The sequence below is a fragment of the Spirosoma sp. SC4-14 genome (genome assembly GCF_037201965.1).
Taxonomy (GTDB): Bacteria; Bacteroidota; Bacteroidia; order Cytophagales; family Spirosomataceae; genus Spirosoma.
In genome coordinates this window covers 1,761,950-1,785,112 of sequence record NZ_CP147518.1, presented here as the reverse complement: position 1 = coordinate 1,785,112, position 23,163 = coordinate 1,761,950, and the positions used below count along the sequence as shown (strand labels likewise).

Genomic DNA, 23,163 nt, shown 5'->3' with positions numbered 1-23,163 from the left:
GGGAACTCCCGAACGACTTTTTTATGGTCATGGGGGTTCCCGGTGCCTGCCTATTTCCGAGCTTATTTACCAAAAAGCTGATTCCAGACGCTTTTGGCCTTTTCTTTTGCTTCTTCGATCTGCAAAGCTGCTTCGGCTTTTAGTTCATCGAGTTTAGCCTGAGCTGCTTCGAGCTGAACGGCCGCTTCGGCTTTCAGATCATCAAATTTGTCTTCGGCAACATCCGACAGTTCGTCGGCTTTGGCCGAAGCAGCCGCAAAAACAGTTTCGGCCTGAGTCTGTAAATTGGCCAGATTTTCGGCTGTAGAGGCTTTAGCCGCTTCGAAATGCTCGTTGGCTTTCGCCTTGATGCCATCAATATCGATATCCTTACCGAACTCCTGCGCCTGCGCTATCAATTTGTCTTTTAGCTCATCGAGTTGCGTGGCGGCTGCGTTCAGGTGTTGGCTGGCTTCCGATTTGAACGACTCAAATTTTTCGGTGGTAGTCGACCTAGCGGCATTGACCTCTTCGGTGGCAGCTTTTTTTTCGTTGTTTTCCATAGAATTATTTGTGGGAACTAGTGATGAGCGAAAATTGAACAGAAAGCATTCGAAAAGCAAAAAAGAATGGAAGAAAGGTAGTTAGGGATTGGTCATTGGCAATTAACCATTAGTCATTTGAAAACTAACCAATGACCAATTAACTAATCACAAACCACCAATGACCAATGCCTTACCCCAACCGCCGAACGATCAACCCATTGACGAGGTCGAACAATGTTTGGGGTTTGAGCGTACGCCAATTGGCAATATCGAGCGTACCACCAAAATTGATGTAATAATCGAGGTGGTACTTTTTCCATTCGCGCTCAATAAACTCCGGCGAATGCACAGCCGCAATCCAGCCATCTTCTACATCTTCAAACCATTCTTCATAATAGCTGTCGTCGGAGCCATGAAAGTTGAAAATATTCTCACTAATCAGCATAAAATATTTGATACCCTGATACACCAGCGGATCAACGACCTGCCGTTTCAGGTACATGATGTCGTTGTGCAGCGTGTCATTCCACTCGCCAAAGAGTTCGATAACCACAAACTGGCGGTCGTAGTTGGCATACAATATTTTGCAGTATAGTGTCTCGGACCCAATTTCGTCCCAGAGCGGATGGATGTAGTAGCCGTAAATCGTATTTTCGTACTGCTGCATATTATACTCGCGTTCATGAAACGGCGACCGGTCATCGTCCGATGAGGTATAATATTTTTCCCAGCCGTAGAAGGGTTCAATGTCCTGCATATTGACTAATTGAGTAATTGAATGATTGAATCGGTAGCTCGTAACAAAACCATTCGAATGAACGATAAACCGTAATTCGATCACTCAATTTATTGTTCCGAAAGCATAACGTCAATTTTTAAACGTTTGTTGATTGTACTCATGCACACGTTCTTCCCTCCTCGCCAATTATGTTTACCGACTACCTTCCGATGCTGATTGCCTGGGCTTTGTTTGGACTGATTCACAGCCTGACGGCAGCTTTCTGGTTCAAAGAATGGGTTTATCGGCAAAGTGCTTTTCTCAAACGCTATTACCGTCTTATCTACAATGGGATTGCCTTGCTTACATTTATACCGATCATGACCACACTCTATGCAGCTCCTGCTGTGCTGATTGGCACCTGGAATGGCTCTGTTCTCTTAGGAGGGCTCTTGATGGGATTAGGCATTTCCACTGGATTAGCGGCCTTTCGGGAGTATAATCTGGCTGAGTTTATTGGCTGGCCAATGGCCAAATCATCTGAGCATCAGGATGAGTTTCAGCAATCGGGGCTGCTCAGCTATGTGCGCCACCCACTTTATATGGGCATACTAATCGCACTCGTCGGACTTCTTGTTGCACAACCCGACTGGAAACACCTCCTGTTTGATCTGCTAGCCATTACCTACATCCGAATTGGTATCTATTTCGAAGAGCGCAAACTGGTTCGAACATTCGGCCATCAGTACCGCACCTATCAGCAGCATGTTCCAATGCTTTTTCCGCGCCTGCCCAGAACGTAATTTTTAGCTTATGCAACCGGATTGCAACTTGCAACAGACAATATGGGTTACGTAGCTAACAGCATTCCGATAGACTACTCCATTTGCCATGACCATTACCGTTAACGAGTTACAGGAAATTTTTAAAGGGCAATTTGAATATAAATTACTGGAAGAATTAGCGCAGACCGGCCAGCACAAGACTGTTCCGGCGGGGGCTTACCTGATTCGTCCCGGCGAATATATACGGTCGGTACCGATTATTATTCACGGCTCTGTCAAGATTATGCGGCCCGATCAGGAAGGCCGCGAAGCGTTGCTGTATTATCTGGGCGGATTAGACGCCTGCGCCATGTCGCTTACCTGCTGTCTGGGCAGCCGCCGGAGCGAAATTACGGCTGTAGCCGAAGAAGAAACCGAACTCGTTTCGATTCCGGTCGATAAGGTCGACGAGTGGATGTGCCGCTACTCGACCTGGAAGCAGTTTGTTTTCCAGACCTATCAGAAACGATTCGATAATCTGCTGGCCACTATCGACGAGGTAACATTTCATAAACTGGACGAGCGCCTGCTGACTTACCTTCAGAAAAAGACGCAAAGCTGCCAGTGTCGCGAACTAACCATCACCCACGAAGAAATTGCCAATGAGCTGGCCACCTCGCGCGAAGTCATATCGCGGCTGCTCAAACAGCTCGAAAAAATGAAAAAGCTGAAGCTCCTGCGCGGCAAAATCGAAATGATGACGGTTTGATGGTCATTAGCGGATTGGTTATTTAATCGTTACCAGGCCAATGCCAATAACGCCAAAGGCTAATAACAAATGACCGTTAAATCGCCTGTGTAACAATTATCACGGAAAAGCCTTTGGCCATGCTGTTGTTTTGCTTAAAAGTTTAACAGGCATGACTACTATTCAACTTATCGGCTTTTTTTCATCCATATTTATTGGCGTAAGCCTCGGCCTGATTGGCGGTGGTGGCAGCATATTGACGCTCCCGGTTCTGGTATATCTGATGGGAATCAGCCCCGTCATCTCAACGGCCTACTCCCTGTTTGTTGTTGGCACTACCTCCCTCGTAGGATCGGTTAACTACATGCGAAAAGAGCAAATCAACTATCGGGCTGCCTTTGTTTTTGCGCTTCCTTCCTTTTTAGCCGTTTTTCTAACCCGGAAATACCTGGTTCCGGCCCTTCCCGACCCTGTTCTGACGATGGGAACCTTCACCCTCAGTCGGAATGTTGCCATCATGTTATTTTTTGCGCTGGTTATGCTGGCCGCATCTATTTCGATGATCCGGGATAAAAAAAGCGAAACGGGCAACGAACCCAACAGCGTTCAGTTTAACTTACCCCTGATTGCCCTCGAAGGTGCACTGGTTGGTACACTCACAGGCATTGTGGGTGCTGGTGGCGGATTCCTGATTATTCCGGCGCTGGTATTGCTGGCACGGCTACCGATGAAAATGGCGGTTGGTACTTCGCTGTTGATCATTGCGGCCAAATCGCTGATCGGTTTTTTGGGCGATTTGTCTAACATGCACGTCGACTGGCCGTTTCTGCTCGAATTTACGGCCCTTTCAGTAGTCGGTATTTTTGTTGGTTCCTATCTATCCCGGTATGTTCCGGGGCAGAAACTAAAAAAAGCCTTTGGCTGGTTTGTACTCATTATGGGAGTTTACATCATCGCGAAAGAACTCGTTTCTAACTCATTTCATTAATACAGACTCCATTTGTCAATCGACAACGACCATGAAAATAGAACAAATTTATACCGGCTGCCTCGCTCAGGGGGCCTATTATATCGAAAGTGCTGGCGAAGTAGCTATTATTGATCCCCTCCGTGAAGTAAAACCCTATATCGAACGGGCCGAACGCGAAGGAGCTACCATCAAATACGTGCTGGAAACGCATTTCCATGCCGATTTTGTATCGGGCCACCTCGACCTGGCCAAACAAACCGGTGCTACCATCGTCTACGGCCCCAATGCCCAGACCGGTTTCGACGCCTACATTGCTAAAGATGGGGAAGAACTCTCGCTGGGACAGGTAAAAATCCGCGTATTGCACACACCGGGGCATACAATGGAATCGACCTGCTACCTGCTGATCAATGAAGCGGGCAAAGAAACCGCGCTGTTTAGTGGCGACACGCTGTTCATTGGCGATGTAGGCCGTCCTGATCTGGCACAGAAATCCGATCTGACAATGGACGACTTAGCAGGTTATCTATTCGACTCGCTGCGGAATAAAATCATGACCTTGCCCAACGATGTGATCGTTTACCCGGCCCACGGGGCGGGTTCGGCCTGTGGCAAAAACATGAGTAAGGAAACCACCGACACGCTGGGCAATCAGAAGTTGTTCAACTATGCGCTGCGTGCCAACATGACCCGCAACGAATTCATCAACGAAGTAACCGACGGGCTGCTGGCTCCGCCGAAATATTTCCCACAAAACGTGATGATGAACAAGCAGGGTTATGAAAGTATCGACACCGTGCTGAACCGGGGCGCTCAGCCGCTGAGCCCCGACGCGTTCGAAGCAGCCGCCAACGAAACGGGCGCTGTTGTGCTCGACGTACGTTCAGCCCAGGTATTCAACAAAGGCTTTATTCCAAACTCAATTAACATTGGTCTGGGCGGACAGTTTGCGCCCTGGGTTGGTGCGCTGATTCCCGATGTTCGGCAGGAGTTGCTGCTGATTTGCGAACCTGGCACCGAGCAGGAAACGCTGACCCGCCTGGCCCGCGTGGGCTACGATCAGGTGCTGGGCTATCTGGCCGGTGGCATCGATGCCTGGGCTGCCAGCGGTAAAGAAGTAGATACCATTACTTCGATTTCGGCCGATAACCTGGCTGACAAACTCGAACAGGGCACCATCCCGATTATCGACGTGCGAAAACCCGGCGAGTTTTCGGCAGAGCATATCGATGGCGCACAAAATATTCCTCTCGACTATATTAGTGAGCATATGGCCGAGTTCCCTAAAAGTGAAACGTTCTACATCCACTGTGCGGGCGGCTACCGCTCGATGATGGCCGCTTCGATTCTGAAATCGCGGGGCTATGACAATGTAGTCGATGTGGCGGGGGGCTTTGCAGCCATTCAGAAAACCGGCCGTATCAAAACTACCGATTACGTCTGCCCAAGCACCCTGAAGAAAAGCTAGCTATCAGTTCAGCAACCAAAAAAGAATCCTGCTGATCATGCAAATCCTGTCGAAGAAGTTTTTGACAGGATTTGCTTTTACAATCTCTACCGCTTAGTTAACGATACCAGAAGCTTACTAAAATCAGGTTCCTGTGTAACAATTATCACAGATTACGGCTTAGTCGCATCTTACTTTTGTTTCATCAATGATCATCGACATAACAACAGCCGTGATCTGCACTTTCAACGTACCTGCGCCATGTTAAAAGGGACCAAACTATATAGCATTCTTTTCAATAAATGTCCTCGCTGTCAGGAGGGCGATTTTTTTGTTAGCCAAAGCGCCTACAACCTGAAGCAGTTCGACAAAATGCACGAACAGTGTAGCCACTGCAAGCTGCGGTATTCGCCAGAACCGGGCTTTTTTACGGGAGCCCTGTATGTCAGCTACGCCTATTACGTAGCGTTTATCATCAGTTCGTTTGTGCTCTGCTACACCATCCTCGACATCAATCTCGACTATTACCTGATCGGACTTATTCCGTCGCTGATTGCATTAACCCCATTTTTCTTCCGGCTTGCCCGCCGAACCTGGATCAATTTCTTTGTCGACTACCGCCCTGCTCTGGCTAAAGACAACACCAAAGCACCCGCGAAAACAACAGAATCGCAGGTGCTTCAATAACATGACCTCCGGCTGCAAACCCCGGATTTTTATCCTGGGTTTGCAGCCGGTTAAGTCTGCTTATGGGTGAACAATAGCCCAGCCCTGTTGCTGTCGAATAATCAGTTCGCCATTGCCGCTAGGGGTGTATCCAATAAATGGCAATAGCTCATCCTTGCTGATTTTACGCTCCCGCAACGTATTCTCACACTGAGCCAGAATGACCCCGTGTTTTTGCAAATCCAGCAGGGTTTGTTCAAATGGGCTTCCCTTTTTAAATACGGCAACTCCACCCCCATGCACCACGAGCTCGACGTCCAGTTTTCCGTGTAAACGCGGGTCCGACAGCGCATTCTGTATGTTTTTCAGGGTAGCTTTTATTTTCCCTTCGTCGTCGGTATTCAGCTGATATACCACCCGATAGGTTGACATTGTGGCTTCGGCACCGTGAAACGTTGTCTGGGCAGAGGAAGCCTTACCGAACAGAATTGACAGCAGAAATAAGCTGATTGACAGATAGTTCATAAACGATTTGATTAACACTTAATTCAGAGTAGTCAATGACTTGTTCATCTCGAACTGAGCCATTGACCAGTGACGGCTAAGTTATGGGTATTGATCATAGTCGAATGTGATTTTTATCACGGAATTCGGTTTCGGTTTACGTTTTCTTAGCATAAAAAAAGAGACCGTTCAAACGACTACTAGTATGATTAAGAATATGGGTTCAGCAGACCGGATTATCCGACTGCTCCTTGCAATTGTTCTGACTGGCCTGTATGCGGGCGGAATTCTTACCGGTATCTGGGGAATTGTTAGCCTGGTTCTGGCGGGGGTGTTCATTCTCACCAGCCTGGTTAGTGTTTGCCCGCTCTACCTTCCGTTTGGCATTCGAACAAATCGTCAGCGCAAACACGCTAATTAGTATCAGTAAATTGAGCATTGGAACGATTCATCTGTAATAACATAAAGTCTCTGGCGAGTCTGGAGTAAACCTATTTATGGAAACCTTAGTAAAAAACTGGGACGTAATGCGGATTGTCCGGCTGTTGGCTGGCAGCGCTATCATTTGGAGTGCGTTCGCAGATAAGCAACCTTTACTCGGATTACTGGGCGGTATGCTTCTGCTGCAAGCCATCCTGAATGTGGGATGTGGTGCTGCAGGATGCGGAATACCTCGGCCCACCAACCGAACAACAAACACCAACGCTGAAAAGTCCGTAGACGATGTACAGTATGAAGAAATCCACTAACTGGTGGTGGATGTGGGCAGGGGCACTGTTGGGCGCACTAAGCGGCTTTGCGTACTGGCGCGAGGTGGGCTGCCTGACAGGGCACTGTCCTATCCAGTCGCACTGGCAATCCATGACCCTCTGGGGAGGAATTATGGGATTTCTGCTGGGCGATTTACTACATCAACTCATTCAGTACCTAATGAACAGTCATGGAAACACAGCGAAAAGAAACATTTAATGAGATAATCCAGGGCGAAACTCCCGTGCTGGTCGATTTCTCGGCCGAGTGGTGTGGCCCCTGCAAAATGATGGCTCCCATTCTGAAAGACTTTGCCGGACGAATGGGCGGTCGGGTGCGGGTTCTCAAAATTGATGTCGATCAGAGTCCCCTTGTCGCCAATGCTTACCGTATTCAGGGAGTACCTACGCTGATTTTATTTCAAAAAGGGCAGATCGTCTGGCGGCAATCGGGAGTAGTACAGGCGCATCAACTGGAACACGTTGTCAATCAGTTTGAATCCGCCACCTAGCCATGAACGAATTCTGGGAAACGCGCTACAAAAGCTCGTCGTATGCCTATGGCACAAAGCCCAACGAGTTTTTCAAAGAGTGTATCGACAAGCTAAAACCCGGTCGGCTGTTGCTCCCAGCCGAAGGCGAAGGCCGCAACGCCGTTTATGCAGCGCTTCGAGGGTGGGCCGTCGATGCGTTCGATTATAGCCCGGCAGCCCGAAAGAAAGCCTTACAATTAGCGGGTGGGGCCTGCACAACCATTCAATATGAAACAAATACACTACAGAATTTCACCGCACCGGCCAATACTTACGATCTGATTGGGTTGATTTATGCGCATATGCCTTCGGCCGACCGACGAGCAGTTCATCAACGACTCATCTCGTTCCTTAAGCCTTCTGGCTATCTGATGCTGGAAGCATTCCATAAAGAGCAGCTTGGCCGAAGTTCGGGCGGACCACAAAACTCCGATATGCTCTATAGCCGCACCGACTTGCTGGACGATTTTAAGGAGTTGGAAATCCTGAAAGCAGAAGAAACCTACGTCGACCTCCGCGAGGGAGCATACCATAATGGCTCAGCCTGCGTGATCCGGCTGATGGCCCGAAAAAAGTAAACCGCAATACCTTGTACTTATCTCTATGACCAATGCCATGGCTCCGGCTGTGGCGTTTTCTTTTGTGATTCTTATCACTGAATATGGGGGTTAGCCGCGAGAAATTTGTCAGAAAACCAGCAATGCGATGCGTATTTTTCTGACAATACTGTTCCTAAGCCCGCTCCTGTGGAATTGCGGTTCCCATGAGTCGACCATACACCATTTATCCCCGGCCGACTTTAAGACTACCCTTGCGAACACAACCCCTCACCAGCTTATCGACCTGCGTACCGATCAGGAAGTAGGGCAGGGCGTGATTGGCGATGCTCACCAGATCGATATTTATAAATCCGATTTTGAGGAACAAATCAGCAAACTGAACAAAAATCAGCCAGTATTTCTGTATTGCGCCGTTGGTGGTCGAAGCGCTCAGGCGGCAAAGTATCTCTCAGAGCAGGGGTTTGCCAGAATCTATAACCTGACCAATGGCATTCGGAGCTGGATAGAGGCCGGAAATCCGATTAACCCTATTCATCAGTAACCCATGGAACGCTATTTTAAAGCCTTCAGCAATGGCTATACAGGCTATTTCAACTACCTCCTCAACGAAATGCTGAACCCCAGTTGGCACAACTATTTCTATTGGCTGGTTGGGCTATCGCTAACGGTTTGGGCGCTGGAAATTTTATTCCCGTGGCGAAAAGATCAACCCGTGTTGCGGCAGGATTTTTTTCAGGATCTGTTCTACCTTTTTTTTAATTTCTTTCTCTTTTCTCTGGTCGGCTACAATGCATTGTCGAACGTAGGGGTTCAGGCATTCAGCGATTTTCTGGGTTTGTTTGGCATCCGTAATCTGGTAGCGTTCGAAATTCAGTCGTGGCCGGTATGGGGGCAGTTGCTGACCTTATTCATCGTCCGCGATTTCATCCAGTGGAACGTTCATCGGCTTCTCCACAACGTGTCCTGGATGTGGGAGTTTCATAAAGTTCATCATAGTGTTGAGCAAATGGGGTTTGCGGCTCATCTGCGCTACCACTGGATGGAAACGATCATCTACCGCACGTTCGAATACATTCCGCTGGCCATGATCGGTTTCGGTATTCAGGACTTTTTTCTGGTTCATATTTTCACCCTGGCCATTGGTCATCTTAACCATGCCAATATCGATTTACCACTGGGTCCGCTCCGTTTCCTGCTCAATAGCCCGCAGATGCACCTCTGGCATCATGTAGAAGTGCTGCCTACCGATCGTCCCAATGGCATCAATTACGGAATCACGCTCAGCATCTGGGACTATCTGTTCCGAACCGCCTATCAGCCCTATGCCGGTAGCCACCTGAAACTGGGCTTTCCAGATGTTGGCAAATTCCCGCATACGCTACGTGAACAACTCCTGCATCCATGGCATCAACCTTCGTCAGCCTCCCTACCCGCAATCCGGAAAAAGCTGGCTAGATAGTACATTAGAGCACTTTTCACGTATTCATTCTAAACGCTTGAGCCGGGAGTTGCCGGACAAAACAGGTAAACCTTACAGAATGAAACGATATGCCCTCTCCTTCTTCATTCAGCTTGTAATTGCAGGAGCTGCTTTTTCCCAACAAGCCAACAGGGTTTCTGAAAAACTGTGGAAGCCACAAAATGATGACGTATACCCACAGGAAATTTCGGTAAAGATCGCTACTCCCGCTCCGGTTAACGCAATAGCGGAGGCTGGCGGCATATGCCTGGCATTGATGGCGAACAAAATTTACCGAGTCGGTAGTGAATCGCTTCTTGCCGAACCGACGGCCCCTGCGGATATAACGAAGCTACAGACAGAACAGGGCGAAATTTGGGCTTTGGGCACCAGCGGGCTTTATGTATACCGAAATCGGCAGTGGAAAAAGGTGGATAATCGGGCTTATGTCGACCTGTGTACGCACCTTGGCACCCTTCATGCCGCCACAGTAGATGAAATTTTTCGATTTGAAAATGGAACGTTTGTCTCTACCCGGCCAGCCGACGGATATTACGGAAGCGATGTTACCATGATTATGGAAGATGGTTCTCAAATCCATGCCGACCCAGTGGCGTTAGGACCTATCACACAAATTGAATCCTATAGCGGCACGCTATATGTGCTAAGGCCCGGCAAGCTGGCACTTTTCGATGGGAAAACGGTGAATGAAGATTTCATTGACTGGGGCCGCCTACCCTCAACCGATACCAACGAACTCCTCAGTGTGGGAAATCGGGTTTATGTAGGCACCGATCGCGGTCTGGGGGAGTTAAGGGGAGCCGCCCTTAAACACATCAAAGGAAGTGATGGCCTTCCCGTTGAACAAACAACCTGCCTCAGCCAGGGATTTGCCAATGATGTATGGATTGGAACAAAGCGGGGAGCCGTACGAATGGTTGGGAGCGAATTCCATTATTTCGGAGAAGGCATGTGGCTGCCCGGTAGCTGGGTAAACGATATAGCCGTCGGAAACAATGCTGCCTATATTGCCACCGATAAAGGTATCGGCATTGTTCGGTACGAGCCATTCACGCTGTTGAAAAAAGCGGCCTGGTTTGAACGGCACATGAATGAGTGGGGGCATAAACGGCTGGGCTTTGTCCATCTTTTATACAAAAAAGGGGATGAGTGGATACGCGAAATAAGCGACAACGATGGCGGTAATACGGCTACCTATCTGGCAGCAATGTGTTATAAATATGCTGCCACTGGCGATAAAGAAGCACGGGCGGCTGCAGTAGAATCGTTCAATGCGCTTATCTGGTTAAACAAAATTACGGGTAAAGATGGCTATATCGCCCGGTCGGTCTGGTCGACAACCGGCGATAAGGGTGAACGGGGAAAACATGGATCGGGCGGGTTGCCTGCCAAGTGGTATTTAACTAAGGATGGGAAATGGTACTGGAAAGGCGATACATCGAGCGATGAGGTAACATCCCACTTTTACGTTATTTCGCTGTTCCTTGATCTGGTGGCGGAGGGAAAAGAAAAAGAGATTGCCCAAGATCACCTGCGCAAAATGGCCACTTACATTATTGACTGCGGCTGGACCATGCACGACCTCGACGGCAAACCAACGCGCTGGGCCCGCTGGAACCCCGAATACCTGTTGCGCCCCTATGGCTATATGGACCGGGGACTAAACGGACTTGAAGTTCTGTCTTATATGGAATCGGCTATTGCTGCCACCGGCGAGCAGAAATTCAGGGACGGCTACCGCCAGCTTATCAATTGGGGCTACCCCACCAATACCCTCCGTCAGAAAAATACCTTTCCGCCAGAAACCATTGCACCCTGGGACGACAACCTGGCTTTTATGAGCTATTATACACTCCTCCGATATGCCAGTGACCCCGTCCTTCGATCAATTTACCTGCGTAGTCTGGAACGCACCTGGGAAGTAAAACGTGCCGATCACCTGCCGTGGTTTAACTTCACCTATGGAGCCCTAACCGGCAACGATTGCGAACAGGAACAATCCGTAAAATTCCTTCGGGAACGCGTGCTCGATTGCCGGGAGAACAGTTATTTCAATGCTCATCGGGCCGATCTTTTTATTGAATCGGGCTATACTGCCTACGACGGGTCCGTTAAAACCCTCTCGCCCAGAGAAGCGTTTACAGATGGCGATAGTCGGCGAGTCAATCAACTCGACAACACTCATGGCGGCAACCGTATAAAAGACCCATCCGGATTTCTTCGGGACTATTGGATGGGTCGGTATTATGGGTTCATTAAAACACCTGCAACCAACGACCCCACCCTCATTTCAGTCCCTCAACATGCTGGCAAGTCAGGAGGTGCTACCCCCTACTCTGGCCCGGCAAGACCCAACGTTTATTAAGCTCTTTTATAGCCAATCGCTCTGCAGAACTGGTTGCCATTATTGACTCATGAATTTATCGGCCGATTTGCCTGCCAAACAGGAAATGGCAGGATCTGTTTTCAGTCATTGACTGCTCTGTGACTATTGTTACTGTTTCCCATTTCCATAAACCAGACTTTTGGCCAAAACTTTATTACTCAGCAAAATGGCTACTGTTGCTTTATGGAAAAACCCCGTGTTTCGGTCGCTCGCAATGGGCTGCCTAACGCTGGGGCTTGCGCCTTTTTTTCCGGAACCACATATCATCGGAAAATTCAGATGGGTGCTGGGCGGTGCTACCGGGATGAAACTAATCGACTGGGGCGACCTTGCCCTGCATGGCTTTCCCTGGGTCGGCTTGCTCGTTTATTCAATCTGGTATGTTACCCGGCCAAACACAACCCAAAAAACGGGTCGATAACTCTCTGATTAGACGAATGTATGCAAGCGAAAGACCCTTTTGAGCAAACCATCCAATCGCTCCAACGGACCTTGCTGGCGCTGTCCGGATTGCTGATAGTGGCTACCGTGGCCACTGCTATACTGATTGCACTGCGTTTTGGCTGGCTAACGCCATCGGCCAAAACGCCCGAACTGGCAGCGCAGGCAACGACATTGGCAACAGCGAAACCAGTCGATACCGAAAAACCGCTCTGGCAGGCTCCTGTCGAATCGGGCATGAAAACAGCAAAAAACGGGGAGTTGATTCAATATGGTAAAGAACTTATTGCCAATACAGCCCAATATCTGGGCCCAGCCGGAACGATAGCGCCTATTTCTAATGGCATGAATTGTCAGAATTGCCATCTGGATGCCGGAACCAAGCCCTGGGGTAACAACTATAGCGCCGTGGCAGCTACGTACCCAAAGTTTCGGGCTCGCTCCGGCTCAACGGAAGGCATCGTAAAACGGGTGAACGACTGTTTTGAACGGAGTTTGAACGGAAAAGATCTCGACAGCAATAGCCGCGAAATGAAAGCCATTGTAGCCTATATCCATTTTCTGGGCGATGGCGTTCCGAAAGGCGAAAGCCCCAACGGTTCGGGCATTTGGAAAGTGCCTTACCTCGACCGGGCCGCCGATCCTGCAAAAGGGAAACTGGCGTATCAGCAAAAATGCATAAGCTGTCATGGCGCAACGGGGCAGGGCATTGCCAAACCCGACGGTAGTGGCTATACGTTTCCGCCAGTGTGGGGGCCCCATAGCTATAACCAGGGAGCCGGCCTGTTTCGCATTTCGCGGCTGGCGGGCTATATCAAGGCCAATATGCCGCTGGGAGCTAGTTGGGATAGTCCTCAGCTAAGTGATGAGGAAGCCTGGGACATTGCCGCCTTTATTAACTCGATGCCCCGGCCAACCAAAGACCTCAGCAAAGACTGGCCCAACATCGCTAAAAAACCGGTCGATCATCCGTTTGGCCCCTATGCCGATTCGTTTTCCGAAAAACAGCATAAATTTGGGCCGTTTAAACCCATCGAAGCCGCGAAGAAAATGTAGAACGGTTTACAGGGGCTCTCTTACTCAGGTTCTGGACAGGCAGAACCCCCGCAAGCCGAATCCCGTAAACCATATATCACTCAACTTATGAACCTCTCCTCCCCTGACTCGGGCAACGGCCACCGGGTTGTGTTTCAGTTTGTGTCGCCCGATGTGGCTTCGCAGAAAGCGCTGATCAGTAATCTGAAAAATCTATTGGCGGCATGGCCAGAGGTCGAAATTGAAGTAGTTGTTCATGGCCCCGGCATCAGCCTGGTTACTACTCAGCAAACCCAGCATGCCCGTCAGTTACAGACTTTTGCCGATTCGCACCATGTCCGGTTCGTTGTGTGTGAAAACAGCCTTCGCAGCAAGCAGTTAAGCCTTGCCGATATGCTACCCTTTGTCGAAACGGTTCCCGTTGCCATCGTCGAACTCATTCTTAAACAGGAACAGGGCTGGGCCTATATTAAGGGCGGGCTTTAGTGATTCAATAGGCACTTTTAACTGCATTCAATGACAATACTGGTTTAAATTCTCCTATGTAACAATTATCACGGAAAGCCGGAAATCATCTATCGAGCTTTGTATACGTTATTCAGTATAGCCACAGAGCATGATCCGACGCTTATCGATTTTCGGGCTGATTTTAGGCCTATCGGCCAATAATATGGCCGTATGGGCTAATCGACCAGATACACTCACCACTCAACAGCAACGCTGGCTTGGTCGGGATCGATTTCTGATACGTGCCCGGTCGTTTTTTATGGCTACTGACAACCAGGACGACCTGACCGACTCATATGCCTGGGGTATTGGCGTAGGGCTTGGTTATCAGACACCGCGCCTTTTCAACCATTTAAAAATAGCGGGCAGCGGGTTTTTCAGTAAAAAGCTGCTATCGTCCGATCTAGCCGCCCGCGATCCGCAAACCAATCAATTAAACCGCTATGAAATTGGCCTCTTCGACCTGCAAAATCCAGGTAATCACGCCTTATTGAGCCGATTCGAAGAATTGTATGTTCAATACCAGTTCGGGAAAAAATCGACCATTACGCTCGGCCGACAGCTACCAAGAAGCCCATTCATCAACCCACAGGATGGCCGGTTGTCGCCCACGTTTGTAGAGGGCATTGTGTTGGACTGGAATGAATTGGCCAATACAAAAATCCATGCCGAATACCTGACACGCATGGCCCCACGCTCCACAATAGGCTGGTTTAACGTAGGCGAAAGCATCGGTTTGTATCCAGTTGGTATCGATAATACCGGCAAAGCCTCGCAGTATGCGGGCAACACACAATCGGCAGGCATTAGCCAACTCAGCCTGACGCAAACGTTGGGAAACGTGACGCTTCAACTCTGGGACACACACGTACAGAACATCTTTAATGTGGCTTATGCGAAGGCCGATATGAGCCTGCCAACCGGAGAAAAGCGGCAGGTAGTGGCCGGTTTTCAACTGGCCCGACAATGGAGCATTGGCGACGGGGGCAACGCCGAAGCAGCCAAAGCCTACGATCAGCCCGGCAATCGATCGCTGATAGTGTCGGGGCGGGTAGGTTACCAAACCACTCGCTGGGCTACGTATCTGAATGCTACCCGTATCACTGCCGAAGGGCGCTATCTGATGCCACGCGAATGGGGCCGCGATCCATTCTATACGTTTCTGATGCGGGAGAAGAACGACGGCTTTGGTGATGTAACGGCCGTCAGCACGAACCTTTTCTACACGCCTGGAAAACGTATTAAAGCTGAAGCCAGTTTCGGATACTATCAGTTGCCCGATGTTAAAAACGTTGTTCTGAATAAATATGGAATGCCCTCCTATACGCAAGCCAATCTAGCTCTTACCTATCGGTTAAGTAATTTTTTAAATGGTTTAGATGTTCAGGTATTATGGGTATTAAAAACCAACGCTGGCAACACCTACGATAATAATCGATATGTCTACAATCGCGTAGGTATGAATCAACTAAATGTAATTCTCAACTATCGTTTATAAATCAATTCATGGAGTTTATTGACCTCATCCGGAAACCCTGGCCGTGGTATGTGGCCGGGCCGCTTATTGGACTTACAGTTCCTACTTTATTACTTATCGGAAACAAATCGTTCGGTATTTCGTCGTCGCTCCGGCACATTTGCGCGGCCTGTATGCCCGCCAACATTCCCTTCTTCCAATACAACTGGAAAAAAGAAATCTGGAACCTGTTTTTTGTGGTTGGGGTGTTAATGGGCGGCTTTTTAGCCACAACCTTCCTGGAAAACCCTGATTCGTTTCAACTCTCGTCGGCCACCATTGCCGACCTGAAAGCGCTGGGCATTCGGGATTTTTCGGGCCTGATGCCTGCCGATTTGTTTGATGCGGCCAATCTGTTTACTCTGAAAGGTCTGGTGTTTTTTGTGCTGGGCGGCTTCATGGTCGGTTTTGGTACGCGCTGGGCGGGCGGTTGCACCTCAGGACACGCCATCATGGGCTTATCGAACCTGCAGTGGCCGTCGCTGGTAGCTACCTGCTGCTTCATGGTCGGCGGCTTCGCCATGACCCACCTGATTCTTCCCCATCTAATGAAATTGTTTTAAATAAATGATTGAATTGTTGAATGATTGAATTGGACAGGTAGACAACCTTAAGACTATCAACAGATTACTAATTCAACAATTCAATCATTCAACAATTCAATCATTCAATTGCCTGATTATGCAAAATGTAATAACACCTGATGCGTTGGTATGCGATGCACCCAACGACATGAAAAAAACGGAAAGCTGGACCGCTAACCTCAAATACCTGGTGGTTGGGGTTATGTTTGGTATTGTGTTCGTAAAAGCCGAAATCATTTCGTGGTTCCGAATTCAGGAAATGTTCCGGCTTCAGAGCTTTCATATGTACGGCGTAATTGGTTCAGCTATCGTGGTCGGTATGATTTCAGTCTGGCTCATCAAACGCTTCAACATCAAAACAATGTCGGGCGAAACGGTTGAGTTTCATCCCAAAAAATTCAACAAAGGGCAAATTTTCGGTGGGCTGCTGTTTGGGCTGGGCTGGGCCATTACTGGCGCCTGTCCGGGGCCATTGTTCGCCCAGATCGGTAGCGGTTATGTAGTTATAATCACAACTTTACTGAGCGCCGTTGCGGGTACCTGGGCATACGGCTACCTGCGCAACAAGCTCCCTCATTGATTTACGTCTGTTCTGCTTATAACTGAGCGGTGGTATGTGATATATGTTACATACTACCGCTTTTTTATGGCCTATTTTTAGAAAAAATTAAACTATTCCTAAAAATGGCTACTCATTTTCAAGTACTGGTTGTTGGCGGAGGCAATGCGGGCCTGTCGGCTACGGCACAACTGCTTCATAAAGATCCGTCATTACAGATTGGCATAATCGAACCATCGGACAAACACTATTATCAACCCGCCTGGACACTCGTGGGAGCGGGTCAGTTTGATGTTCGGGATACCGAGAAAAACGAACGGGATTACATACCCCATGGAGCCGAGTGGATTCGGGATGCCGTTGCTACCTTTCAACCCGACCAGAATCAGGTAACCTGCCAGAGCGGTGCTATGTATACCTACAATGCGCTGATGGTCGTGCCAGGTATTCAACTCGACTGGAGCAAGATCAAAGGGTTTCAGGAAACGCTGGGCAAAAACAATGTATCGAGCAACTACTCGTTCCAGACGGCCCCATATACCTGGGAACTGATCCGCAATTTTAAAGGAGGAGTCGCGGTATTTACCAACCCCACAACACCTGTTAAATGCGGTGGTGCTCCGCACAAAATCATGTATCTGGCCTGCGACTACTGGCGCAAAAACGGCGTACTGGCCAATACTGAGGTGCATTATGTATCGGGAGCCGGAGCTATTTTCGCCGTGAAAGAGTTTGCCCGAACACTTGAAGGGCTCCTGAAACGCTACCGCATCAAAACGCATTTTTCCCAGAATGTTACGGAAATCGATGGTCCAAATCATACTATTTACTTCGAAGGGAAAGATGCCGACGGAAACGTGGTGAAGCAATCGCTTCAGTTCGATATGGCGCATATTACGCCCCCACAATCGGCACCGGATTTTATCAAAAACAGTCCGCTGGCCGATCCATCACAACCACTGGGGTGGGTAGAGGTCAATAAGTTTACGTTCCAGCACACTCGTTTCCCCAACATCTTTGCCTGTGGCGATGTGAGCAATGCACCTACCTCAAAAACCGGAGCAGCCATTCGGAAACAGGCTCCGGTTATGGTTGAGCACCTATTGGCTTATCTGCACAAAACGCAGTCCAGTGCGCAGTATGACGGCTATACGGCCTGCCCCATACCAACCGAATATGGCAAACTGATGCTGGCCGAATTCGACTATTCAAACAAACCAAAAATGACCTTCCCCTTCGATCAGGCCGTGCCGCGCTGGACCATGTGGCTCCTCAAAAAATATATGCTACCCTGGATGTACTGGCACCGAATCCTGACCGGCAAGGCCTGAAAAGCTGACGATAATCATCTGTTTTTTGTAACAAACATCACAGAACGGGCCTCGCCCAACAACCAATTTTGGTGTATCAACTTAATCCTTGAAACATCATGAAAGTAGAACAAATCTATACCGGTTGTTTGGCTGAGGCCGCTTATTATATTGAAAGTGAAGGCGAAGCCGCCATTATCGACCCACTTCGTGAAACAAAACCATACATAGAACGGGCAGCCACCGACGGGGCTACGGTCAAGTATATTTTCGAGACCCATTTCCACGCCGATTTTGTATCGGGTCACCTCGATCTTGCGGCTAAAACCGGTGCTACTATTGTCTTTGGCCCTACAGCGCAACCGGCCTACGCGGCTCATGTCGCAACCGACGGCGAAGAGTTTCCGCTTGGCAACGTAAAAATCCGGGTACTGCACACGCCAGGGCATACAATGGAATCGTCGACATTTTTACTGATTGATGAGAACGGGAAGCAAACCGCCATTTTTACGGGCGATACGCTGTTCATTGGCGATGTTGGCCGCCCCGATCTGGCCGTGAAGACCGATCTGACCCGCGAAGACCTGGCCGGTTATCTGTACGACAGCCTGCATACTAAAATTATGACCTTGCCCGACGATGTGATCGTCTATCCAGGACATGGTGCAGGATCGGCCTGTGGTAAAAACATGAGCAGAGAAACGACTGATACGCTGGGTAATCAGAAGCGGTTCAACTATGCATTGCGTGCGCAAACCAAAGCGGAGTTTGTGAAAGAAGTAACGACCGGCCTCATGCCACCTCCGCAGTATTTCCCTAAAAATGCCGTTCTAAACAAAATGGGCTATGGCAGCATCGATTCGGCTATTCGGCAAGGTACGCAGGCTTTGTCGCCAGCCGCATTCGAAGCCGCAGCCAATGAGGTGGGAGCCTTGATTCTGGATGTTCGGGCAGCGCAGGAGTTTGCCAAAGGGTTTATTCCAAACGCCATTAATGTTGGCCTGGAAGGTCAGTTTGCCGGTTGGGTTGGCACACTGGTTCCCGATCTGAAACAACCGATTCTGCTCGTTACGCCCGAAGGCAAGGAAGAAGAAGCCGTGTTGCGGCTGGCCCGCGTCGGCTACGACAACTGTATTGGGTATTTGCGGGGTGGCTTTGCTGGCTGGCAGGCCGAAGGCCGGGAAGTTGACAGCGTTACGTCTATTTCGGCCGAAACGTTTGCTGAGCTCTATACAAAAAACCCAGAATTACCCGTATTGGATGTTCGCCGGAAAAGCGAGTATGAATCCGAACACGTGGAAGGAGTGGAAAATTTACCCCTCGATTATTTGAATGATAACATGGCTCGTATTGACCGCGACAAAACCTACTATGTTCACTGCGCAGGTGGTTACCGGTCGATGGTTGCCATTTCGATTCTAAAAGCCCGGGGATTCGATAACCTGATCGACGTTGCCGGTGGCTTTGCGGCCATTAAGAAAACGGGTAAGCTACCACTAACCGATTACGTTTGCCCAACTACTCTTCTGTAACTATACCTGTTTTCGACAGGGTTTACGGCCGGGCCGTAAACCCTGTCGAAAACCAGTTAAACGTACTATAATATGGAACCGCATTATTATGAAGTAAATCTGGGCTGGCAGTATTCGCGTTTAGGCCAGCTCAGTGCCTCCACATTAACCGACACCATTGAAGTAGCCACACCGCCCGAATTTCCGAAAGGAATGCCGGGAGTGTGGTCGCCGGAACATTTGCTGGTTGCTGCCGTAGCGGGTTGTTTCATGACCACGTTTCTGGCCATTGCCGAAAACTCAAAACTTGATTTCGAAGATTTTGACTGTGGCGCTATCGGAAAACTCGAAAGTATAGATGGTACGTTACAAATCAGCGAAGTTAAACTGTTTCCCAAGGTACTCCTTACCGACGAAAGTGACCAGGAAAAGGCGCAGCGAGTGCTTCATAAAACCGAAAAAAACTGCCTGATTTCTAATTCCATCCGCGCACGGGTTATCATGAATCCCAGCATTCGGATTGCCGTAAAGGAGTATGATTAGCGGTTTATTGGAGAGAGAATAAAAAAAGCGCGACTAAACTTGTCTGCGCTTTTTTTTCACTAAACCACCCGACCTATTGGCAAACCTAACTACCCTGTCACTAACAACATTTATTTTATATTCTGCCAGCTACCGGCATCGTGCAGGTCGGTTACGCCCCGGCTCGCCAGAATTGCTTTGGCACGAGCACTCCGCATTCCCGATGCACAACAAACGACGATCGGCTTCTTATAATTCTTCACTTTACCCACGTTCGATTCGAGCTGATCCAGCGGAATATTTACGGCTCCTTTTGCATGACCACCAGCAAACTCACCCGGCGAGCGAACATCAATAATTACAGCCCCCTGAGCCAGTACGTCATCTATATTGGAAGTATTAGCTCCGCCAAATACCGATTTAAATAGATTCATCATTGTCTTGCCTGATTTTATTGTTAAACAAAACTACACACACTGTTGGCCCCGTTCCGTGATATATGTCACCCAATAACAGATCCAAACCAAACAACGGCTGAAACCGATTCGGCTACGCCACTCACGAAGCTCAGGCATGGAGTTGGTACAGGCAATTGAAGCCGGTTTTCTAAAATAGAGATTCTTATTCGGAGGGCAAAAGCGGGGATTTAGATCGCCATTTCTGGCATTCGCAGAAATAAACTATTAATGCCGGACAAAAGATTAAATCTTTGTTTCGAAGTAATAGCCTGCGTTATGCCTGGCCTTGTACCGAATCCACTGCCACAACGTTTAGGCCTGTGCCCTTCTCAATGCAGAGGATAAACAACCTGAATTGTTTTTATCATGGAAAAATCATCATTTGCCAGTATCAGTATTCAGTACCTGAACAAAGCTGTTCAGGACGCTATCCGACGTTGTGAACAAATTGTTGTTGTTGGCTCTTCTGACGAATACCAGAAGATTTACTTCTTTACCGGCAGGAAGAATTACTTCAGGTACTATAGCGTGGACCTGAATGCGTCGGACAATACGGTCCCGAAACGTTTTCAGCAAGCCAAACGGGCCTTTTATGATGAAGTACTCCGGAAAGAACCGTCGGCCCGGGCCGTAAGCCGTGTTGAAGCCTGCGACCTGTTAAACACCTATTTACCCCACAATACCCCTCAGGATTCGTCAATTCTGAAATCGAACACCGTTCTTACCCAATGGGTAAAAGGGTTGCTAACACCTCAATAACATCGACAAACATAAATTCCAGTTTAACTGGGCCGGACGCTTTGGCGTCTGGCCGCAGTTTTCCGCTCATTTAAAACAGGCATGGCATAGTAGTTGCCATGCCTGTTTATTTATCCGGCATCCTGCCAACATATCAAATACGTTTTTTCTCCGTTATTGTGCGTAGTGCAAAAGCAATATTTCACCGGCATGAACCCCCGCAACGCAATTCGTTTACAACAATTCGGTATCCTATTCGGGCTTTTTTTGCTTTTGTTTTCCCCCGAATATGCCTCTGCTCAGGCTCAACTCCAATCGGTTCGCGAGCAGAAGCGGCCCACCAACTGGCCTTATCTCGACCCGCTTACCGACTCGGTTGCTGGAATCGGACTAAATCGCGCGTATGAATTGCTAAAAGGGCGCCCGTCGGTGCCGGTAGTGGTGGGTGTACTCGATTCGGGTGTCGACATAGCGCACGAAGATTTGCAGGATGTGATTTGGAAAAACCCCGGCGAAACTCCCGGCAACAATACCGACGACGACAAAAACGGCTATATCGACGATTTGACGGGCTGGAATTTTATGGGCGAAAAAGATGGTACAACGTACGAATACGACCAACCAGAAATCACGCAAACCTATATTCTACTTAAAGACAAATACGATCAGGCCGATCCTAAAAAGCTTTCCAGAACCGAAAAACGCCAGTATGACACCTATCAGACAGCCAAAAAGATTTTTCTGCAACGCTATCGGTCCGTAAGAGCTAAACTGATTGCGTTTACAGATACCTCACGGTTCTGGCAGGCGGCCGCTCGCATCGGAACAGCTCTCGCCAACAGTAGTTTGTCGCAACAGACGATCCGCAACGTTGATCTGCCTGGCGATTCGGTTGCTATGGCCGTCCGAAATGCACTGGCCAGCACCTACAATCCGTCTTATGGCCCCTATAACCAGTACCTTCAGATTATTCGAAACAACTGGGCACTTTTCCGCAAACTCACGGCCAGCGATGCCGAAATTGCCTACAATCCTGACTATAACCCGCGCCAGGGTGTTGGCGACAATCCGGCCGATCTTACCGAACGATATTACGGCAGCCCTACCCTACAAATTGGGAAATCGCAGCAACTGGCTGTTCATGGAACACACGTAGCCGGAATTATTGCGGCCAAACGTAACAATGGCATCGGCATCGATGGTATTGCCGATAATGCCCGTATCATGACAGTTGCCGTTGTACCGGCCAATGGCGATGAGCGCGATAAGGACGTTGCCAATGGCATTCGTTATGCGGTAGAAAACGGAGCGAAGGTTATCAACATGAGCTTTGGCAAGCGGTTGTCGCCGTTTAAAGAGCAGGTCGACGAGGCCATTCGCTTTGCCGAAAAACATGATGTACTGATTGTTCATGCTGCGGGGAACAATGGCGAAAACTACGACTCCATTCCGGCCTATCCGTCGGCCCGCTACGAAAACGGGAAAGTAGCTCAGAACGTACTGGTCGTTGGTAACAACACCTGGCAATTGAACGAAATGCTGGCGGCTGGTTCCTCGAATTACGGGGCTCAGACGGTCGATCTGTTTGCACCTGGCACCGACATCGAATCGACGATACCCAACAACCACTATGCTGTTTTTTCGGGTACGAGTATGGCGGCCCCGCACGCAGCGGGTGTAGCGGCACTGCTTCGGTCCTACTTCCCGAAGCTGACGGCCGTTCAGGTGAAAGAAATCCTGTTGAAAAGCAGTTATAAGCCTACACTAATGGTTCGCAAACCGGGCCGATCGAATCAGCAGGTTCCCTTCAGCAGTTTAAGCAGCACAGGCGGCTTGCTGAATGCTTATGAGGCCGTGAAGCTGGCATTGATGTCTGAACCGGGATTTTCAGGATTTAAATGATTTCCGCGATTGGCTCGCTTCGTTGAAGCGT

At 49.0% G+C, this 23,163-nt stretch carries 28 protein-coding genes; 24 read left to right on the top strand and 4 right to left on the bottom strand.

Annotation, left to right across the window (positions count from 1 at the left end; all coding sequences use genetic code 11):
• Window positions 1-62: 62 nt before the first annotated feature.
• Together WBJ53_RS07185 and WBJ53_RS07180 are read right to left on the bottom strand one after the other, a co-directional pair.
• Window positions 63-542, bottom strand: coding sequence for a hypothetical protein (locus WBJ53_RS07185; protein WP_338875390.1), 480 nt, complete (start codon window positions 540-542; stop codon window positions 63-65).
• Between the two features lie 172 nt (window positions 543-714).
• Window positions 715-1,281 carry a hypothetical protein gene (locus tag WBJ53_RS07180; protein ID WP_338875389.1) on the bottom strand — a complete coding sequence of 189 codons (567 nt, stop codon included), beginning with the start codon at window positions 1,279-1,281 and terminating at the stop codon, window positions 715-717.
• Between the two features lie 170 nt (window positions 1,282-1,451).
• Here WBJ53_RS07180 and WBJ53_RS07175 point away from each other — a divergent pair, with 170 nt between their 5' ends.
• The 5 genes from WBJ53_RS07175 (at window position 1,452) to WBJ53_RS07155 (ending at window position 5,858) form a co-directional block, all read left to right on the top strand.
• Entirely contained in the window at window positions 1,452-2,045 is a 594-nt protein-coding gene (locus WBJ53_RS07175; protein WP_338875388.1) for an isoprenylcysteine carboxylmethyltransferase family protein, read from the top strand.
• A gap of 88 nt (window positions 2,046-2,133) precedes the next feature.
• Window positions 2,134-2,775 (top strand): Crp/Fnr family transcriptional regulator, encoded by a 642-nt coding sequence (locus tag WBJ53_RS07170; protein WP_338875387.1) that lies wholly within the window; start codon window positions 2,134-2,136, stop codon window positions 2,773-2,775.
• 151 nt (window positions 2,776-2,926) lie between these two features.
• Complete coding sequence (locus WBJ53_RS07165; protein ID WP_338875386.1) at window positions 2,927-3,742, top strand: sulfite exporter TauE/SafE family protein; 816 nt, start codon at window positions 2,927-2,929, stop codon at window positions 3,740-3,742.
• 31 nt (window positions 3,743-3,773) lie between these two features.
• Window positions 3,774-5,192, top strand: coding sequence for an MBL fold metallo-hydrolase (locus WBJ53_RS07160; RefSeq protein ID WP_338875385.1), 1,419 nt, complete (start codon window positions 3,774-3,776; stop codon window positions 5,190-5,192).
• A 240-nt stretch (window positions 5,193-5,432) separates the two neighbouring features.
• On the top strand, window positions 5,433-5,858 hold the full coding sequence (locus tag WBJ53_RS07155) for a DUF983 domain-containing protein (RefSeq protein WP_338875384.1): 426 nt from the start codon (window positions 5,433-5,435) through the stop codon (window positions 5,856-5,858).
• Between the two features lie 60 nt (window positions 5,859-5,918).
• Here the strand turns inward: WBJ53_RS07155 and WBJ53_RS07150 are convergent, their stop codons facing one another.
• Window positions 5,919-6,362 carry a DsrE family protein gene (locus WBJ53_RS07150; protein WP_338875383.1) on the bottom strand — a complete coding sequence of 148 codons (444 nt, stop codon included), beginning with the start codon at window positions 6,360-6,362 and terminating at the stop codon, window positions 5,919-5,921.
• 184 nt (window positions 6,363-6,546) lie between these two features.
• On the opposite strand from WBJ53_RS07150, the gene WBJ53_RS07145 reads away from it, so the two are divergent.
• The 17 genes from WBJ53_RS07145 to WBJ53_RS07065 all read left to right on the top strand — a co-directional run bounded on the left by WBJ53_RS07145 (window position 6,547) and on the right by WBJ53_RS07065 (window position 20,055).
• Window positions 6,547-6,762, top strand: coding sequence for a DUF2892 domain-containing protein (locus tag WBJ53_RS07145; protein ID WP_338875382.1), 216 nt, complete (start codon window positions 6,547-6,549; stop codon window positions 6,760-6,762).
• Between the two features lie 76 nt (window positions 6,763-6,838).
• The gene (locus tag WBJ53_RS07140; RefSeq protein ID WP_338875381.1) at window positions 6,839-7,090 is read left to right on the top strand and encodes a hypothetical protein; all 252 of its coding nucleotides are present in this window, start codon (window positions 6,839-6,841) and stop codon (window positions 7,088-7,090) included.
• Entirely contained in the window at window positions 7,074-7,310 is a 237-nt protein-coding gene (locus tag WBJ53_RS07135) for a hypothetical protein (RefSeq protein ID WP_338875380.1), read from the top strand. Before WBJ53_RS07140 ends, WBJ53_RS07135 begins: the two co-directional genes overlap by 17 nt.
• Window positions 7,282-7,602, top strand: a complete 321-nt coding sequence (gene trxA / locus WBJ53_RS07130) for a thioredoxin (protein WP_338875379.1) — start codon at window positions 7,282-7,284, stop codon at window positions 7,600-7,602. The genes WBJ53_RS07135 and trxA overlap by 29 nt, the downstream gene beginning before the upstream one ends.
• A gap of 2 nt (window positions 7,603-7,604) precedes the next feature.
• Window positions 7,605-8,201 (top strand): methyltransferase domain-containing protein, encoded by a 597-nt coding sequence (locus WBJ53_RS07125; RefSeq protein WP_338875378.1) that lies wholly within the window; start codon window positions 7,605-7,607, stop codon window positions 8,199-8,201.
• A gap of 127 nt (window positions 8,202-8,328) precedes the next feature.
• Complete coding sequence (locus WBJ53_RS07120; protein ID WP_338875377.1) at window positions 8,329-8,724, top strand: rhodanese-like domain-containing protein; 396 nt, start codon at window positions 8,329-8,331, stop codon at window positions 8,722-8,724.
• Window positions 8,725-8,727: 3 nt separating this feature from the next.
• A complete protein-coding gene (locus tag WBJ53_RS07115) occupies window positions 8,728-9,642 on the top strand; it encodes a sterol desaturase family protein (RefSeq protein WP_338875376.1) in 915 nt (304 codons plus the stop codon).
• Between the two features lie 79 nt (window positions 9,643-9,721).
• Window positions 9,722-12,028, top strand: a complete 2,307-nt coding sequence (locus tag WBJ53_RS07110) for a hypothetical protein (RefSeq protein ID WP_338875375.1) — start codon at window positions 9,722-9,724, stop codon at window positions 12,026-12,028.
• A 187-nt stretch (window positions 12,029-12,215) separates the two neighbouring features.
• A complete protein-coding gene (locus WBJ53_RS07105) occupies window positions 12,216-12,470 on the top strand; it encodes a hypothetical protein (RefSeq protein WP_338875374.1) in 255 nt (84 codons plus the stop codon).
• A 20-nt stretch (window positions 12,471-12,490) separates the two neighbouring features.
• Window positions 12,491-13,546 (top strand): c-type cytochrome, encoded by a 1,056-nt coding sequence (locus WBJ53_RS07100; protein WP_338875373.1) that lies wholly within the window; start codon window positions 12,491-12,493, stop codon window positions 13,544-13,546.
• Between the two features lie 87 nt (window positions 13,547-13,633).
• Entirely contained in the window at window positions 13,634-14,011 is a 378-nt protein-coding gene (locus WBJ53_RS07095; protein WP_338875372.1) for a DsrE family protein, read from the top strand.
• Window positions 14,012-14,141: 130 nt separating this feature from the next.
• Window positions 14,142-15,530, top strand: coding sequence for an OprD family outer membrane porin (locus tag WBJ53_RS07090; protein WP_338875371.1), 1,389 nt, complete (start codon window positions 14,142-14,144; stop codon window positions 15,528-15,530).
• Between the two features lie 8 nt (window positions 15,531-15,538).
• Window positions 15,539-16,111: a YeeE/YedE thiosulfate transporter family protein gene (locus WBJ53_RS07085; protein WP_338875370.1), complete on the top strand. Its 573-nt coding sequence runs from the start codon at window positions 15,539-15,541 to the stop codon at window positions 16,109-16,111.
• Between the two features lie 118 nt (window positions 16,112-16,229).
• The gene (locus WBJ53_RS07080) at window positions 16,230-16,712 is read left to right on the top strand and encodes a DUF6691 family protein (protein ID WP_338875369.1); all 483 of its coding nucleotides are present in this window, start codon (window positions 16,230-16,232) and stop codon (window positions 16,710-16,712) included.
• Window positions 16,713-16,816: 104 nt separating this feature from the next.
• Entirely contained in the window at window positions 16,817-18,022 is a 1,206-nt protein-coding gene (locus tag WBJ53_RS07075) for an FAD/NAD(P)-binding oxidoreductase (RefSeq protein WP_338875368.1), read from the top strand.
• Between the two features lie 98 nt (window positions 18,023-18,120).
• Entirely contained in the window at window positions 18,121-19,533 is a 1,413-nt protein-coding gene (locus WBJ53_RS07070) for an MBL fold metallo-hydrolase (protein ID WP_338875367.1), read from the top strand.
• Window positions 19,534-19,605: 72 nt separating this feature from the next.
• Window positions 19,606-20,055: an OsmC family protein gene (locus WBJ53_RS07065; protein ID WP_338875366.1), complete on the top strand. Its 450-nt coding sequence runs from the start codon at window positions 19,606-19,608 to the stop codon at window positions 20,053-20,055.
• Between the two features lie 110 nt (window positions 20,056-20,165).
• On the opposite strand, the gene WBJ53_RS07060 is transcribed toward WBJ53_RS07065, so the two are convergent.
• Window positions 20,166-20,471 (bottom strand): rhodanese-like domain-containing protein, encoded by a 306-nt coding sequence (locus WBJ53_RS07060; protein WP_338875365.1) that lies wholly within the window; start codon window positions 20,469-20,471, stop codon window positions 20,166-20,168.
• A gap of 387 nt (window positions 20,472-20,858) precedes the next feature.
• Between WBJ53_RS07060 and WBJ53_RS07055 the strand changes: the two genes are divergently transcribed.
• Entirely contained in the window at window positions 20,859-21,251 is a 393-nt protein-coding gene (locus WBJ53_RS07055) for a hypothetical protein (protein ID WP_338875364.1), read from the top strand.
• 189 nt (window positions 21,252-21,440) lie between these two features.
• Entirely contained in the window at window positions 21,441-23,132 is a 1,692-nt protein-coding gene (locus WBJ53_RS07050) for a S8 family serine peptidase (protein WP_338875363.1), read from the top strand.
• The last annotated feature ends 31 nt before the right edge of the window (window positions 23,133-23,163 follow it).